Genomic DNA, 13,775 nt, shown 5'->3' on the forward strand with positions numbered 1-13,775 from the left:
TCCGTAGCGACGCCGAGCACGGCCGGTTTCGGCGCTCAGGAACCGATCCGGTCCAAGATCAGCGGGACGTCCCCGATCGGCGCGGTGGCGCCGATGGTGATCGAATCCGCCAGTGCGGCAACGGCTCCCGGGATCGCGTCCGGCGTGTCGGTGTGCAGGGTGAGCAGCGGCTGTCCCGCGACGACCGGATCGCCCGGCTTGGCGTGCATCTCGATGCCCGCGCCGAACTGCACCCGGTCGCCCTGGCGGGCGCGACCGGCGCCGAGGCGCCACGCGGCGACGCCGACGCCCATGGCGTCCAGGCGGGTCAGCACGCCGTCGCGCTCGGCGCGGACAGTTTCGGTGTGCGTGGCGCGCGGCAGGGCCGCGTCCGGGTCACCGCCCTGGGCTCGCACCATCGCGCGCCAGTGATCCATCGCCCGTCCGTCGGCGAGTGCGTCGGCCGGATCGATGTCCAGGCCCGCCAGCGCCACCATCTCCCGCGCCAGCGCGAGGGTGAGCTCGACGACGTCGGCGGGCCCGCCACCGGCCAGCACCTCGACCGATTCGGCCACCTCGAGCGCGTTGCCCGCGGTGCGCCCCAGCGGGGTGTCCATCGCGGTGAGCAACGCGACCGTGCGCACCCCGGCGTCCGCGCCGAGCTCGACCATGGTCGTGGCCAGTTCGCGGGCCGCGCCGTGGTCCTTCATGAACGCGCCCGCTCCGACCTTCACGTCGAGCACCAGCGCGCCGGTGCCCTCGGCGATCTTCTTGCTCATGATCGAGCTGGCGATCAACGGGATCGACTCGACCGTGCCCGTGACGTCGCGCAGGGCGTAGAGGCGCTTGTCGGCGGGCGCGAGGTCGGCCCCCGCCGCGCACACGACCGCGCCGATCGCCGGGTCGGCCAGGATCTCGCGCATGCGCGGCACGTCGATGTCGGCCCGCCAGCCGGGGATCGACTCGAGCTTGTCCAGAGTGCCGCCGGTGTGACCCAGCCCACGTCCGGATAGTTGCGGCACCGCCGCACCACACGCGGCGACCAGCGGCGCGAGCGGCAGCGTGATCTTGTCGCCGACCCCGCCCGTGGAGTGCTTGTCCACCGTGGGGCGCGGCAGATCCGTGAAGTCCATTCGCCGTCCAGAGGCGATCATCGCGGCCGTCCAGCGGGCCGTCTCCCTGCGCGTCATCCCGCGCCAGACAATGGCCATGGCCAGCGCCGACATCTGCTCGTCGGCCACCGCGCCCCTGGTGAATCCGTCGACCACCCAGTCGATCTGCGCGTCCGAGAGCTCCCCGCCATCGCGCTTGGTCGTGATGATCGAAACCGCGTCCACACCCGTCACCCGGCCAGTCTGGCACGACACTCCACCGCGGCTGGTTCTTGTCGGTGACCTCCGATAGCCTCGCCGCATCAATCGATCGACGAAGGGGGAATCAGATGACCTGCTCAGATCTGGATCGTCGAATGGCCAGGATCGAGACACGCGTCGCCGACCTCGAAGAGACGCTGCTGCGGGATGTGCGCGGCGTGAAGATCTACGCGAACCGGCTCGCTGCTCAGTCGTCCGCCATCGGCGAGGGTGTCGCGTTGATGATGCAGCGAATGGGGCTCACCCCCATTCACGTGCCGAGCGCCGAGATGACGACTCAGGCGGAGATCGACGAATCGTTCGAGGCCGACTGCTGACGCCCCCTACTGCTGTCCGGCGCTGAGGTCGTCGGGACCGAAGGCGTCGGGCAGCAGGGCGCTCAGCCGGACGGGGCCCGTGCGGTGGTCCACCAGGAGATCGCGGCCGCCGTGCTCGTAGAGAAGCTGGCGGCAGCGACCGCACGGCATCAGGATTTCGCCGCGGGAATCGCAGACCGAGACCGCCGCGAGACGCCCGCCGCCGCCCGCGAATAAGTTACCGACGAGTACGCATTCGGCGCAGAGGCCCAATCCATATGAGACATTTTCCACATTGCAACCGCTCACAATTCGACCGTCCGAAGTGAGAGCCGCTGCGCCGACCGGGAAACGAGAGTAGGGCGCATAGGCGTTGCGCATAACTCGAATAGCATTGTCGCGCAAAACATTCCACTCGATTTCCGGCATCGTGAACCTCTCGCCGAACCACCGCGACGAGGCCGCGCGAGAGCCCGCGCACACCCCATTACGCATCAACAAAGGTAAACCTAACCCAGCGGAATGTCGCGCAACGCACGGCACGCCGAATTAGTTCCGCGAAACCGAGAGGATTAGAGTCCACAACAGATCGGTTCAGGTTCCCGGCGGGCCTCGTGCGAACGGAGCACCGTACTCCAGCACACTTGGAGCACAGCGCAGCAACCTGGGCATTCGCCCCCTTCACGCGGCCGGCCCGGGACCTGAGACCGGGTCCATCAACGACGTTGGAGGCACCGCACTCTATGACCACGATCGAAGCTCCGGCCCAGCCGAAGCGGAAGACGCTGTACCGAGGCGACCCCGGAATGTGGTCCTGGGCGCTGCACCGGATCACCGGTGTCACCATCTTCTTCTTCCTCTTCGTGCACGTTTTGGACACCGCACTCGTCCGGGTCAGCCCGGAGACCTACGACGCGGCGATCGAGACCTACAAGACGCCGCTCGTCGCGCTGATGGAGATGGGCCTCGTGGTCTGCGTGCTGTTCCACGCGCTCAACGGCGTCCGCGTGATCCTCGTCGACTTCTGGTCCCAGGGCCCGCGCTACCAGCGGCAGATGCTCTGGATCGTGCTCGCCATCTGGATCCTGGTCTCGGCCGCCGGTATCGGCCGCCAGTTCTTCTACCTGTTGACGGAGCACTGATCGCGATGAGCGCACCTGTACTCGGTAAGTCTTACGACCGTCCGGCCAGCCTGGATCTGCCTCGCTCGCCGCGCGCTCGCTCCAGCAACAACTTCGAGAAGTACGCGTGGCTGTTCATGCGCTTCTCCGGCCTGCTGCTGATGGTCCTGGTGCTGGGCCACATGTTCATCATGCTGATGATCGACGGCGGCGTGCAGCGACTGAACTTCGCCTTTGTCGCGGGCCGCTGGGCCTCCCCGTTCTGGCAGATCTGGGACCTCACCATGCTGTGGCTGGCCCAGCTGCACGGCGGCAACGGTCTGCGCACCGTGATCGACGACTACTCCCGCAAGGACTCGACCCGGTTCTGGCTCAAGACCCTGCTGGTGATCTCGATGATCCTGGTCACGGGCGTCGGCACCTACGTCATCTTCACCTTCGACCCCAACATCAGTTAGGAACAGGCCCTCGCATGAGTGAGCGCAGCGAACGAATCATCGACACAGCGTGCTTCGCACATGCCGGAGCTGAGCGGAGCGAGGCGCAGGCATGAGTGAATCGCGACCGATTCAGGAACACCGCTACGACGTCGTCATCGTCGGCGCCGGTGGCGCGGGCATGCGCGCGGCGATCGAGGCCGGTCCCCGGGTCCGCACCGCCGTGCTGACCAAGCTGTACCCGACCCGTAGCCACACCGGCGCCGCCCAGGGCGGCATGTGCGCCGCGCTGGCCAACGTCGAAGAGGACAACTGGGAGTGGCACACCTTCGACACCGTCAAGGGTGGTGACTACCTGGTCGACCAGGACGCCGCGGAGATCATGGCCAAGGAGGCCATCGACGCGGTGATGGACCTCGAGAAGATGGGTCTGCCGTTCAACCGGACCCCCGAGGGCAAGATCGACCAGCGTCGCTTCGGCGGTCACACCCGCGATCACGGCAAGGCTCCGGTCCGCCGCGCGTGCTACGCCGCCGACCGCACCGGCCACATGATCCTGCAGACGCTGTACCAGAACTGCGTCAAGCACGACGTGGAGTTCTACAACGAGTTCTACGTGCTCGACCTGGTACTCACCGAGACCGACCGCGGTCCGGTCGCCACCGGTGTGGTCGCCTACGAGCTGGCCACCGGCGAGCTGCACGTCTTCCACGCCAAGTCGATCGTGTTCGCCACCGGCGGCTCGGGCCGGATGTACAAGACCACCTCGAACGCGCACACGCTGACCGGCGACGGCATGGCGATCGTGTTCCGCAAGGGTCTGCCGCTGGAGGACATGGAGTTCCACCAGTTCCACCCGACAGGTCTGGCCGGTCTCGGCATTCTGATCTCGGAGGCGGTCCGCGGTGAGGGCGGCATCCTGCGCAACGCGTCCGGCGAGCGGTTCATGGAGCGCTACGCGCCCACCATCAAGGACCTCGCGCCGCGCGACATCGTCGCCCGCTCGATGGTGCTCGAGGTGCTCGAGGGTCGCGGCGCCGGTCCGAACAAGGACTACGTGCTCATCGACGTGACCCACCTCGGCGAGGACGTGCTCGAGGAGAAGCTCCCGGACATCACCGAGTTCTCCCGCACCTACCTGGGTGTGGACCCGGTGAAGGAGCCGGTGCCGGTCATGCCGACCTGTCACTACGTGATGGGTGGCATCCCGACCCGGATCCGCGGCGAGGTGCTGCGCAACAACACCGACATCGTGCCCGGCCTCTACGCCGCGGGCGAGTGCGCGTGCGTCTCGGTGCACGGCTCCAACCGCCTCGGCACCAACTCGCTGCTCGACATCAACGTGTTCGGCCGCCGCGCGGGCATCGCCGCCGCGGAGTACGCCCAGCGCACCGAGTTCGTCGACATGCCGGAGAAGCCGGCGCAGATGGTCACCGACTGGCTGGCCATGCTGCTGTCGGAGCACGGTGACGAGCGGGTCGCCGACATCCGCACCGAGCTGCAGTACACGATGGACATGAACGCCGCCGTGTTCCGCACCGAGGACACCCTCAAGCAGGCCCTCACCGACATCCACGCGCTCAAGGAGCGGTACTCGCGGATCTCGGTGCAGGACAAGGGCAAGCGGTACAACAGCGACCTGCTCGAGGCCGTCGAGCTCGGCTTCCTGCTCGAGCTGGCCGAGGTCACCGTCGTCGGCGCGCTGAACAGGAAGGAATCGCGCGGCGGCCACGCCCGCGAGGACTACCCGGACCGCGACGACGTGAACTTCATGCGGCACACCATGGCCTACAAGGAGAGCCCCGAGCTCATCTCCGACATCCGCCTCGACTTCAAGCCGGTGGTGCAGACCCGTTACGAGCCGATGGAGCGTAAGTACTGATGACTGCTGTTGCCGAAGCACCCTCTTCGCAGAAGCCCGCTCCGGTCCCCGACGGCTCGGTGATGATCACCGTCAAGGTGGCCAGGTTCAACCCGGAGGACGACAAGGGCGCGCACTGGGAGTCCTTCCAGGTGCCGGTCCTGCCGACCGACCGCTTCCTGAACGTGCTCATCTACATCAAGTCCTACCTGGACGGCACGCTCACCTTCCGCCGCTCGTGCGCGCACGGCGTCTGCGGTTCGGACGCGATGCGGATCAACGGCGTGAACCGGCTGGCCTGCAAGGTGCTGATGAAGGACATGCTGCCCAAGGGCGGCAAGTCGCTCACCGTCACCGTCGAGCCGATCCGCGGCCTGCCCGTGGAGAAGGACCTCGTCGTCGACATGGAGCCGTTCTTCGACGCGTTCCGCGCGGTGAAGCCCTACCTGATCACCACGGGTAACGAGCCGACCCGCGAGCGCATCCAGAGCCAGGCCGACCGCGCCCGGTTCGACGACACCACCAAGTGCATCCTGTGCGCCTGCTGCACCACCTCCTGCCCCGTGTACTGGAGCGACGGCAGCTACTTCGGCCCGGCCGCGATCGTGAACGCCCACCGCTTCATCTTCGACAGCCGCGACGAAGCCGCCCGCGAACGCCTCGACATCCTCAACGACGTCGAAGGCGTCTGGCGCTGCCGCACCACCTTCAACTGCACCGACGCCTGCCCCCGCGGCATCGAGGTCACCAAGGCCATCCAGGAAGTCAAGCGAGCCCTCCTCTTCGCCCGCTGACCCCCGGACCCACCGGCCCGACAACGAAGGCCGCCACCATCCCAAAGACGGTGGCGGCCTTCGCCGTTGGCGCTCCGCCCCGTGACCGGCACGCACCGATCCGCAGCGTCGAGGGCTACGAATACCCATCGATATTGCTGGGTACTCTGCTGGAGATATATCATGAGACATATGAAGACCATGATCGACCTCAACGACGAAGCGTTGGCGCTGGCCGCCAAGGAGCTGGGCACGACCACGAAGAAGGACACGGTCAATGCCGCGCTCGAGTTCGTGGCCGATCGCAGGCGACGGATCGAGCAGGTGCTGAACGATCCCCACGGGTTCGGGGTCGGGCCGGACATCGATGATCCGGAAATCATGCGCCAGGCTCGCCGTTGACCGAAACGACACCACTGCGGCTGCATCTCGTGGACACCTCAGCGGCCGCTCGCATCAGGCATGCACCGGTACAAAGCGTCATCGCGGGCCTCATCGCCGACCGCGCCGCCGCGACCTGCGTAACCGTCGACCTCGAGGCCGGATACTCCGGCCGCAATCTCGCCGACGTCCAGAACATCGGCCAACGACGACGCTCCCTGTACATCAACCTGCCGATCAACGAAACCATCGCCGATCGCGCCCGGGAAGTTCAGCTGCTGATGGCGCGCAGGAGTCAGCATCGTTCAGCCGGAATCATCGATCTGCTCACCGCCGCCGTGGCCGAGTTCCACGGCGCGGTCCTCGTCCACTACGACGCCGACTTCGAGCACATCGCGGCCGTAACCCGGCAACCACAGGTGTGGGTCGTTCCCCAGGGCAGCTTGAACTGACTCACTCGCGTGTGGGTCCGCAGATGCCGCCCACGGGATTCGCGCAGTGGACCGCTCAAAGGACTGGGGAGCGCTCTGTGCGGCGGGCGAAGGGTGGGGCGTGTTCGGGGCGGAGGCCGATGCCGCCGATGTAGGCGGTGATGGCGCGTAGCCGGGGCGAGCGGCGGAGCAGGCGTAGGGGCGCTGGGAGGTGGTGTTCATCGAGGGTGGCGTCGAGGGCCGGGTGGATGAGCATGTCGTGTTCGCCGCGCTGGGTCTGCTGGACGACCGCCGCGGGGAGAGAGCGGCGGCATTGGACGCGGGCCAGGTCGGTGCGGCGAATTGTGCCGTGGCGCAAGGGTTCGGCGAGGTAGCGGGCGGTGGCGACGGCGTCTTGGATCGCGAGGTTGACGCCGACGCCGCCGACCGGTGACATGGTGTGCGCGGCGTCGCCGATGCACAGCACGCCGTCGGCGTACCAGCGGCGCAGGCGGTTCATCCCGGTCCGCAGGACGGCGACATCGTCCCAGTCCCGGATGGCGGCCAGTTGCCGATCCGAGAAACCGCACAGCTCGCCCAGACGGGACCGCCACGCCGCGATGTCCTCGCTTCGCCGCTGCTCGTCGGTGCCTTTCGCGATGAGGTAGGCGACCTGCTGGTAGTCGCCGCGGTCCATCGCGACCGCCACCTGACCACCGCCGAACCAGCCGAACACCTCGCCGTCGCCGCTGTGAGCCTTGGGGACTCGGACCTGCCACACATCCATCGGAACCTCGAACTCGCGCACCGGCAGTCCGGATTCGCGGCGCACCACCGACCACCTGCCGTCGCAGCCGACCGTGAGATCCGCCGTGAGCGCCCGCGATCCACCGTCCGCATCGGTGTAGTCGACGCCGGTGACCCGGCCGTCGTCGTCGCGGCGCAATCCGGTCACGGTGCAATTGCGACGGAGGGTGAACGTCGGCTCCTCGGAAGCGGCAGCGCAGAGCAGATCGAGGAAATCGCCCTGGGGCACCATCGCGATGTGCTTGTGCCGACCGGGAATTCGGCTGAAATCCGCCATCACGACGACGGTGTCGCCGATGCGTATCCGCATCTGCCGCAGGCGCCCGGCCGGAATTCTCGCGAACCGTTCACCCAAGCCGAGTTCGTCGAGAAGGCGCAGTGTCGACGGGTGGACGGTGTCGCCGCGGAAGTCCCGGCGGAAGTCGGCGTGCTTCTCGAGCACGGTCACCTCGACGCCCGCGCGAGCCAGCAACAGTCCGAGCATCATCCCCGCTGGGCCGCCACCCACGACGACGCACCCCGTTCGTTCGATCATGGCGCCAGGCTAGCAGAAGTTAGACTCTGTCTAAATTTCGACGGCATGTAAGAATCCAGGCATGGGACTGCGGGAACAGAAGAAGCGGAAGACCAAGCAGGCTCTGGTCGAGGCGGCCCTGCGATTGTTCGCCGAGAAGGGTTACGACAACACCACGGTCGCCGAGATCGCCGCCGCCGCACAGGTTTCCTACGCGACCTTCTTCAACTACTGCACCGCCAAGGAAGACGTCGTCTTCGCCGACGACGACCTCTACGACGAACTCCTCGCCGAGATCTTCGCCGCCCGCGTCCCACGCGAAGGCCCCGCCGACCTGCTGTTGCGCGTGATCGATCAGCTCAGCGCGGCGACGAGCTGGAGTTTCCCGCTCGACCACGAACTCACCCACATACGAGCACGCCTCATCGCCGAAGTGCCCGCCCTGCGCGCTGCCGCTCTGCTGCGCAACGCGGGACTGCGGCAGCGCCTGACCGAAGCCCTCCTCGACGCCTACCCCGCCGACCTCGACGACCTGCACGCGGCGGCGTTGAGCGGTGCGATGGTCGGTGCGGTCGACGCGGTGCTCGACGACTCCGCCAGAGGAAAGCTGACACCCACCACGATCACCGGCATCGTGCACCGAGCCGCTGAGATCGGCCTGCGCGGCCACCTGTCGGAGGGAGCACGGCACGAGCGGTGACGCCGCGAAACGTGGCATCGCGCAAGCAGGTATCCACCGTCCACCCGGCAACCGCAGGCGCGGGTCGTCCTCGGGGCAGCATGAGCCGACTCATTCCCGGCCGAGGGGAAGGGGAGTCGCGCAGGACCAGTGTTCGCCCGCGAGGACCACGTGGTCGAGGAAGCGCAGGCCTACGGTGCGGGACGCTTCGATGAGGGCGGTGGTGGTGCGGCGGTCGTCGAGGCTGGGGGTGGCGGTGCCGGAGGGGTGGTTGTGGACGAGGGCGAAGGCGCGGCCGTCGTGGCGCAGCACGGTGTTGAGGATTTCGCGGATCGGGACGGCGACCTGATCGACCGCGCCTTCGGCGACGAACACCTTCTGCCGCAAGCGATTCTGGGTGTCGCAGACCAGCACGAGAACCCGTTCCACGCGGACGCCGTCGAACAGCGGGCGGGCGATGCGGACGACATCGAGGGCGCTCTCCAGGTGCGGGGCGGCCTCGGGTTCGGCGCGTGCCCTGCTGCCGAGCTGGAAGGCCGCGATGATCGCGGCGGCCTTGGCCACCCCGATCCCGGCTCTGCGGAACAGTTCCTCGGGCCGAGCCTTGGCCAGGCCCGGGATGCCGCCGTATTCGGCGAGGAGCTCCGCGGCCAATTCCAGCGCACTCTCGCCCCGGCGACCCTGACCGAGCAGCAGGGCGAGCAATTCGCTGTCGCTGAGCGCGTGCGGGCCGAGCGCGAGCAGTCGCTCGCGCGGGCGTTGGCCGAAGGGCAGGTTGGCGATCGGTACCGACATCACAATCCCCCTCGAATGCGTTGGAGAGTTCGGATTGTGCCAGCGGCCACCGACAGGTCGGGTGGGCGCGCGGTTCGGGCAGAATGAGGGAACGAACCGATCGGGGGGACGAATGTCTGGTTGGCGCAAGAACTCCAACAACTCGGCGGCCCACGGCCGCGACGGCGCGGCGCACGCCGTGCGCGCACTGGGCGCAGCCGCGCTGCTGACGCTCGCGGCCTGCGGCGGCTCCGACACCGCGGCGAGCCCGGACCTCGGCAGGTACTACGACCAGCACGTCGCATGGGGTTCCTGCGCGGACTTCCCGCACGGCGCCGAGCTCGCGGCGGGCGGCCTCGAATGCGGGCGGGTGACCGTCCCGCTCGACTACGCCGAGCCCGACGGCGCGACGGCTTCGATCGCCGTCTCCCGCCTCCCCGCCCGCGGCGACCGGGTCGCTTCCCTGCTCACCAACCCCGGCGGCCCCGGATCGCCCGGAATCGTGATGCCGCTGATGTTCGCGAAAAGCGAGGTGGCGCAACGTTTCGACGTGATCGGCGTCGATGTCCGCGGCCTCGGCGCCTCCACGCCGAAGGTGGTGTGCCTGACGCCGGAGGAGTACCAAGCGGAGCGCAACGAGCTCGACGTCGACTATTCACCCGAAGGCATCGCGCAAACCGAACGCGAGAACCGCGACTACGTGGCGAAATGCGTACAGCGCACGGGTGTCGACGTGCTGGCCAATGTCGGGACCCGGGATGTGGCACGGGATTTCGACGTGATCCGGGCGGCGCTCGGCGACGAGAACCTGACCTACTACGGCGGCTCCTACGGCACCCGCCTCGGCTCCACCTTCGCCGAGATGTTCCCCGACCGCGTGCGCGCCATGGTCCTCGACGGCGGCGTCGACCCGGCCACCGACATGGTCGACGCGGTGGTCTTCTCGCGCGGCTTCCAACAGGCCTTCGACGCCTACGCCGCCGAATGCGCCAAGGCGCCGGACTGCCCGCTCGGCACCGACCCGGCCCGCGCCACCGCGGCCTTCCACGCCCTCGTCCTCCCGCTGATCGACCGACCGGCCGCCACCGCCGACCCGCGCGGCCTCGGCTATCGCGACGCGCTCAGCGCGGTGGCCAATTCGCTGTACAACCCGGCGGGCTGGCCCGGTATCACCGAGGGCCTGAAGGAGCTGGCCGACGGCCGCGGCGACGCTCTGCTGGCATTCGCGGACGTCATCGCGAGCCCGAGCATCGTCGAGCGGGATTTGCAGCAGGCGGTGTTCTGCCTCGAGGAGAAGCGCGTCACCGATCGCGCCGAGGCCGCCGAACTGGACCGCCGCACCCGCTCCGCCGCACCGATTTTCGACGACGGTCGCGGCACCGGACAGGCTCCCCTCGGCGTCTGCGCCTTCTGGCCGGTGCCGACGAATTCCCAGCCGCACGTCCCCTCGGTATCGAATCTGCCGAAGGTCGTCGTCGTCTCCGTCACCGGCGATCCGGCCACCCCGCACGAGGGCGGGACGAACCTGGCCCGCGCGCTCGGCGCTTCCCTGGTCACCTACGAGGGTGTGCAGCACGGCGTCTTCGGCCAGGGTGTGGCGTGTGTGGACGAGCCGGTGTTGCGGTATCTGATCGATCTCACCCCACCACCCGAAGGACTGGTCTGCCGGTCGGCCTGAGCGGATCCCAGCAGGCGCGACAACCGCCGGTTCGGGCACACTGTTCGGCGAACCGCTACCCAGGAGAAGGCGAATAGTGCGAAGGCGCAGGACAATTCAGGGCGTGGCGCCGTCGTGGTTTCCGCGCGCGGCGCTGGCGGCGCTGCTGCTCACCACGGCGGCGTGCGCGGACGATGAACCGCTCGTCGCGCCGGCTCCGACCCTGGAACCGTTCCTCCGCCAGACCCTCACCTGGGAGTCGTGCGAGAACTATCCCGGCGGCGCGGGGCTTTCCGCCGAGGGCATCGAATGCGCGCGGGTGACGGTTCCACTGGACTACGCCGATCCAGGAGGCGAGACCGCCCGTATCGCCATCTCTCGGCTGCGGGCGCGCGGCGAGCGCGTCGCCGCGATCCTCACCAACCCGGGCGGCCCGGGCGGGCCCGGCCTGGACATGCCGAGGATGCTGGCGAAAACGCCGCTGGCCGAACGCTTCGACGTGATCGGCATGGATGTGCGCGGACTCGGCGCCTCGACGCCGCTGGTGCGCTGCCCGTCCGCGGAGGAGACGCGGACGGAGCGGTTGATACTCGGGGCCGGCCATGCCTTCGGCGAGATCGATCAACTGGAAGAGGAGGCCGAGGACTACGCCGTCTCGTGTGCGGCCGGTTCGGGGACGAAGCTGCTCGCACATGTCGGGACCGTCGATGTGGCCAGGGATCTCGATGTGATCAGGACGGTGCTCGGCGAGCAGAAGCTGACGTACTTCGGTGGTTCCTACGGCACCCGTCTCGGTTCCACCTTCGCCGAGATGTTCCCGGACCGGGTCCGGGCGATGGTGCTGGACGGTCCCCTCGATCCGGCGGCCAACATGGGTGATCCGGTGGCCGACGCCGCCGCGTTCCAGCGGGCATTCGAGGCCTACGCGGCGGACTGCGCGACGGCACCCGACTGCCCTCTCGGCACCGACCCCCGGCAGGCGACCGAGGTCTACCGGAAGCTGACCCTGCCGCTGATCAGCCATCCCGCGGCCACCACGGATCAGCGCGGAGTGGATTTCTTCGATGCGGCCGACGGGGTGATCGCCTCGATGTACAGCCCGGCACTCTGGCCGCAGCTCACCGCAGGCCTCGCCGAGCTGACCCGGGGCCGTGGTGACGCCCTCCAGGCGATCATCACCGGCCATTCCGAGTCCATCGGGATGGGCGTACACCGGGCGGTGAAGTGCCTCGAGGAGGTCAGAGTCACCGAGCGGGCACAAGTTACCCAGCAGGAACGCCGAATCCGCGAGGTCGCCCCCATTTTCGACAGCGGACTGCCCATCACCGAATCCCCCTTGGACGTGTGTGCGTTCTGGCCGGTGCCGCCGAATTGGCAGCCGCATCCGCCGGTGATCACGGGCCTGCCGAAAGTGGTCGTCGTGGCGTCCACCGGCGATCCGGCGACACCGTACGAGGGCGGCGTGCGGCTGGCCGAGGCCCTCGACGCACCACTGATCACCTACACGGCCACCCAGCACGGCGTCGTGTTCAAGGGCGTGCGTTGCGTGGACGAGCCGGTCATGAAATACCTGATCGAACTCGTTCCACCACCGGACACACGATGCGCACAACAGCGATAGGCCGCGGGTCGGGCCTCCGCCTCCGCTCCGACCATGCATGGGACTGTCGACGGACGTCGTCCGGCAGCGCCCGTCTAACCGTCGACGGTGACAGCCTCCGGCGCGGGTAGTGCGCACAGCACACCCGAGGCCAGTTTCTCGAGGTGATGGAGTTGCCGCTCGTGCACCACGATTCGGCGCAACGCCTCGTTGACGGTGGCGTTGCTGTTGGCCGTCCCCATGATCGCGGCGGCGGCGGCCAACAGCTTCTGGTCGAGATCGATCCGCACGGTATGCATGCGTCCTCCTTCGTACTTTCGCCATCTTGCGGCATCACCCCCGCTCATGTCCGGCAAATCGCGTACACGCGCTGCGATACCGGGCTTGACTCGATACCCCATGGGGGTATAGTTCAAGACATGGAACACGGCCACGGAGCACATCACGCACACGCCGGGCACGCAGGGCGTTCCGAACCGACCGCGCACGAAGGAGATGCGGCCGGTCGGCACGAGAGCACGCACAGCGCGCAGCAAACCCACACCGCCGCAGCGGACCACTCCGCACACGCCGAGCATCGTCCGGCGGCCACCTGGAAAATGGCCGCGACCGCGACGCTGCACTGCCTCACCGGCTGCGCCATCGGCGAGGTGCTCGGCCTGGTCATCGGCACCGCGCTGGGCTGGAGCACGTTGCCGACGATGGTGCTCGCCATCGTGCTCGCCTTCGTCTTCGGCTACGCGCTGACCATCCGCGGCGTGATGAAGGCGGGCGTCGCGTTCGGCGCCGCCCTGTCCGTCGCCTTCGCCGCCGACACTCTCTCGATCACCGTCATGGAGATCACCGACAACGCGGTGCTGCTCGCGGTGCCCGGCGCCATGCACGCCGGACTCACCGACGCCCTCTTCTGGGGCGCCCTCGCCTTCGCTTTCGCCGTCGCCTTCGTGGTCACCACACCGGTGAACAAGTGGTTGATCGGGCGCGGCAAGGGGCATGCGGTGGTGCACGTGTACCACGCAGGTCACTGAATCGCCAGTGTCACCGTTTCCATGAACGAGACCGGCAATCGACGGAAACCGCTCGGCCAGCTAGGCAGTGTGTACAGCTGGCCGG

The 13,775-nt window shown here is 68.1% G+C and carries 16 protein-coding genes; 11 read left to right on the forward strand and 5 right to left on the reverse strand.

Going from position 1 to position 13,775, the window contains the following annotated elements:
* Positions 1–35: 35 nt before the first annotated feature.
* On the reverse strand, positions 36–1,325 hold the full coding sequence (locus ABZV58_RS11025; protein ID WP_354999995.1) for a thymidine phosphorylase: 1,290 nt from the start codon (positions 1,323–1,325) through the stop codon (positions 36–38).
* 95 nt (positions 1,326–1,420) lie between these two features.
* On the opposite strand from ABZV58_RS11025, the gene ABZV58_RS11030 reads away from it, so the two are divergent.
* Positions 1,421–1,669 carry a hypothetical protein gene (locus tag ABZV58_RS11030; RefSeq protein WP_354999996.1) on the forward strand — a complete coding sequence of 83 codons (249 nt, stop codon included), beginning with the start codon at positions 1,421–1,423 and terminating at the stop codon, positions 1,667–1,669.
* 6 nt (positions 1,670–1,675) lie between these two features.
* On the opposite strand, the gene ABZV58_RS11035 is transcribed toward ABZV58_RS11030, so the two are convergent.
* On the reverse strand, positions 1,676–2,077 hold the full coding sequence (locus tag ABZV58_RS11035; protein WP_354999997.1) for a cytidine deaminase: 402 nt from the start codon (positions 2,075–2,077) through the stop codon (positions 1,676–1,678).
* A gap of 314 nt (positions 2,078–2,391) precedes the next feature.
* On the opposite strand from ABZV58_RS11035, the gene sdhC reads away from it, so the two are divergent.
* From sdhC to ABZV58_RS11065, 6 genes are all read left to right on the forward strand, one after another.
* A complete protein-coding gene (gene sdhC / locus ABZV58_RS11040; protein ID WP_354999998.1) occupies positions 2,392–2,790 on the forward strand; it encodes a succinate dehydrogenase, cytochrome b556 subunit in 399 nt (132 codons plus the stop codon).
* A 5-nt stretch (positions 2,791–2,795) separates the two neighbouring features.
* Positions 2,796–3,227 carry a succinate dehydrogenase hydrophobic membrane anchor subunit gene (locus ABZV58_RS11045; RefSeq protein ID WP_141807228.1) on the forward strand — a complete coding sequence of 144 codons (432 nt, stop codon included), beginning with the start codon at positions 2,796–2,798 and terminating at the stop codon, positions 3,225–3,227.
* 91 nt (positions 3,228–3,318) lie between these two features.
* A complete protein-coding gene (sdhA, locus tag ABZV58_RS11050) occupies positions 3,319–5,088 on the forward strand; it encodes a succinate dehydrogenase flavoprotein subunit (RefSeq protein ID WP_354999999.1) in 1,770 nt (589 codons plus the stop codon).
* A complete protein-coding gene (locus ABZV58_RS11055) occupies positions 5,088–5,861 on the forward strand; it encodes a succinate dehydrogenase iron-sulfur subunit (RefSeq protein ID WP_355000000.1) in 774 nt (257 codons plus the stop codon). Before sdhA ends, ABZV58_RS11055 begins: the two co-directional genes overlap by 1 nt.
* Before the next feature lie 162 nt (positions 5,862–6,023).
* On the forward strand, positions 6,024–6,242 hold the full coding sequence (locus ABZV58_RS11060) for a type II toxin-antitoxin system VapB family antitoxin (RefSeq protein WP_355000001.1): 219 nt from the start codon (positions 6,024–6,026) through the stop codon (positions 6,240–6,242).
* Positions 6,239–6,673, forward strand: coding sequence for a PIN domain-containing protein (locus ABZV58_RS11065; protein WP_355000002.1), 435 nt, complete (start codon positions 6,239–6,241; stop codon positions 6,671–6,673). Before ABZV58_RS11060 ends, ABZV58_RS11065 begins: the two co-directional genes overlap by 4 nt.
* Positions 6,674–6,728: 55 nt before the next feature.
* Here the strand turns inward: ABZV58_RS11065 and ABZV58_RS11070 are convergent, their stop codons facing one another.
* Complete coding sequence (locus ABZV58_RS11070) at positions 6,729–7,973, reverse strand: FAD-dependent oxidoreductase (protein WP_355000003.1); 1,245 nt, start codon at positions 7,971–7,973, stop codon at positions 6,729–6,731.
* 61 nt (positions 7,974–8,034) lie between these two features.
* Between ABZV58_RS11070 and ABZV58_RS11075 the strand changes: the two genes are divergently transcribed.
* Positions 8,035–8,652, forward strand: coding sequence for a TetR family transcriptional regulator (locus ABZV58_RS11075; protein ID WP_355000004.1), 618 nt, complete (start codon positions 8,035–8,037; stop codon positions 8,650–8,652).
* Between the two features lie 90 nt (positions 8,653–8,742).
* Here ABZV58_RS11075 and radC read toward each other — a convergent pair whose 3' ends face one another.
* Entirely contained in the window at positions 8,743–9,426 is a 684-nt protein-coding gene (radC, locus tag ABZV58_RS11080) for a DNA repair protein RadC (RefSeq protein WP_355000005.1), read from the reverse strand.
* 112 nt (positions 9,427–9,538) lie between these two features.
* Here radC and ABZV58_RS11085 point away from each other — a divergent pair, with 112 nt between their 5' ends.
* A complete protein-coding gene (locus ABZV58_RS11085; protein WP_355000006.1) occupies positions 9,539–11,083 on the forward strand; it encodes an alpha/beta hydrolase in 1,545 nt (514 codons plus the stop codon).
* Between the two features lie 103 nt (positions 11,084–11,186).
* Positions 11,187–12,683 (forward strand): alpha/beta hydrolase, encoded by a 1,497-nt coding sequence (locus ABZV58_RS11090; RefSeq protein WP_355000007.1) that lies wholly within the window; start codon positions 11,187–11,189, stop codon positions 12,681–12,683.
* 74 nt (positions 12,684–12,757) lie between these two features.
* On the opposite strand, the gene ABZV58_RS11095 is transcribed toward ABZV58_RS11090, so the two are convergent.
* Entirely contained in the window at positions 12,758–12,961 is a 204-nt protein-coding gene (locus ABZV58_RS11095; RefSeq protein ID WP_355000008.1) for a type II toxin-antitoxin system VapB family antitoxin, read from the reverse strand.
* A gap of 120 nt (positions 12,962–13,081) precedes the next feature.
* On the opposite strand from ABZV58_RS11095, the gene ABZV58_RS11100 reads away from it, so the two are divergent.
* Complete coding sequence (locus ABZV58_RS11100) at positions 13,082–13,690, forward strand: DUF4396 domain-containing protein (protein WP_355000009.1); 609 nt, start codon at positions 13,082–13,084, stop codon at positions 13,688–13,690.
* Positions 13,691–13,775 lie beyond the last annotated feature (85 nt).

Origin of the sequence: Nocardia sp. NPDC004654 (assembly GCF_040609595.1) — a bacterium.
Classification (GTDB): Bacteria; Actinomycetota; Actinomycetes; order Mycobacteriales; family Mycobacteriaceae; genus Nocardia.

What these genes read in the sequence shown, in the direction of transcription:
- ABZV58_RS11030 (WP_354999996.1), top strand. Translation starts at nt 1,421, where the DNA reads ATGACCTGCTCAGATCTGGATCGTCGAATGGCCAGGATCGAGACACGC.
- ABZV58_RS11035 (WP_354999997.1), bottom strand. Translation starts at nt 2,077, where the DNA reads ATGCCGGAAATCGAGTGGAATGTTTTGCGCGACAATGCTATTCGAGTT.
- sdhC (WP_354999998.1), top strand. Translation starts at nt 2,392, where the DNA reads ATGACCACGATCGAAGCTCCGGCCCAGCCGAAGCGGAAGACGCTGTAC.
- ABZV58_RS11045 (WP_141807228.1), top strand. Translation starts at nt 2,796, where the DNA reads ATGAGCGCACCTGTACTCGGTAAGTCTTACGACCGTCCGGCCAGCCTG.
- sdhA (WP_354999999.1), top strand. Translation starts at nt 3,319, where the DNA reads ATGAGTGAATCGCGACCGATTCAGGAACACCGCTACGACGTCGTCATC.
- ABZV58_RS11055 (WP_355000000.1), top strand. Translation starts at nt 5,088, where the DNA reads ATGACTGCTGTTGCCGAAGCACCCTCTTCGCAGAAGCCCGCTCCGGTC.
- ABZV58_RS11060 (WP_355000001.1), top strand. Translation starts at nt 6,024, where the DNA reads ATGAGACATATGAAGACCATGATCGACCTCAACGACGAAGCGTTGGCG.
- ABZV58_RS11070 (WP_355000003.1), bottom strand. Translation starts at nt 7,973, where the DNA reads ATGATCGAACGAACGGGGTGCGTCGTCGTGGGTGGCGGCCCAGCGGGG.
- ABZV58_RS11075 (WP_355000004.1), top strand. Translation starts at nt 8,035, where the DNA reads ATGGGACTGCGGGAACAGAAGAAGCGGAAGACCAAGCAGGCTCTGGTC.
- radC (WP_355000005.1), bottom strand. Translation starts at nt 9,426, where the DNA reads ATGTCGGTACCGATCGCCAACCTGCCCTTCGGCCAACGCCCGCGCGAG.
- ABZV58_RS11085 (WP_355000006.1), top strand. Translation starts at nt 9,539, where the DNA reads ATGTCTGGTTGGCGCAAGAACTCCAACAACTCGGCGGCCCACGGCCGC.
- ABZV58_RS11095 (WP_355000008.1), bottom strand. Translation starts at nt 12,961, where the DNA reads ATGCATACCGTGCGGATCGATCTCGACCAGAAGCTGTTGGCCGCCGCC.
- ABZV58_RS11100 (WP_355000009.1), top strand. Translation starts at nt 13,082, where the DNA reads ATGGAACACGGCCACGGAGCACATCACGCACACGCCGGGCACGCAGGG.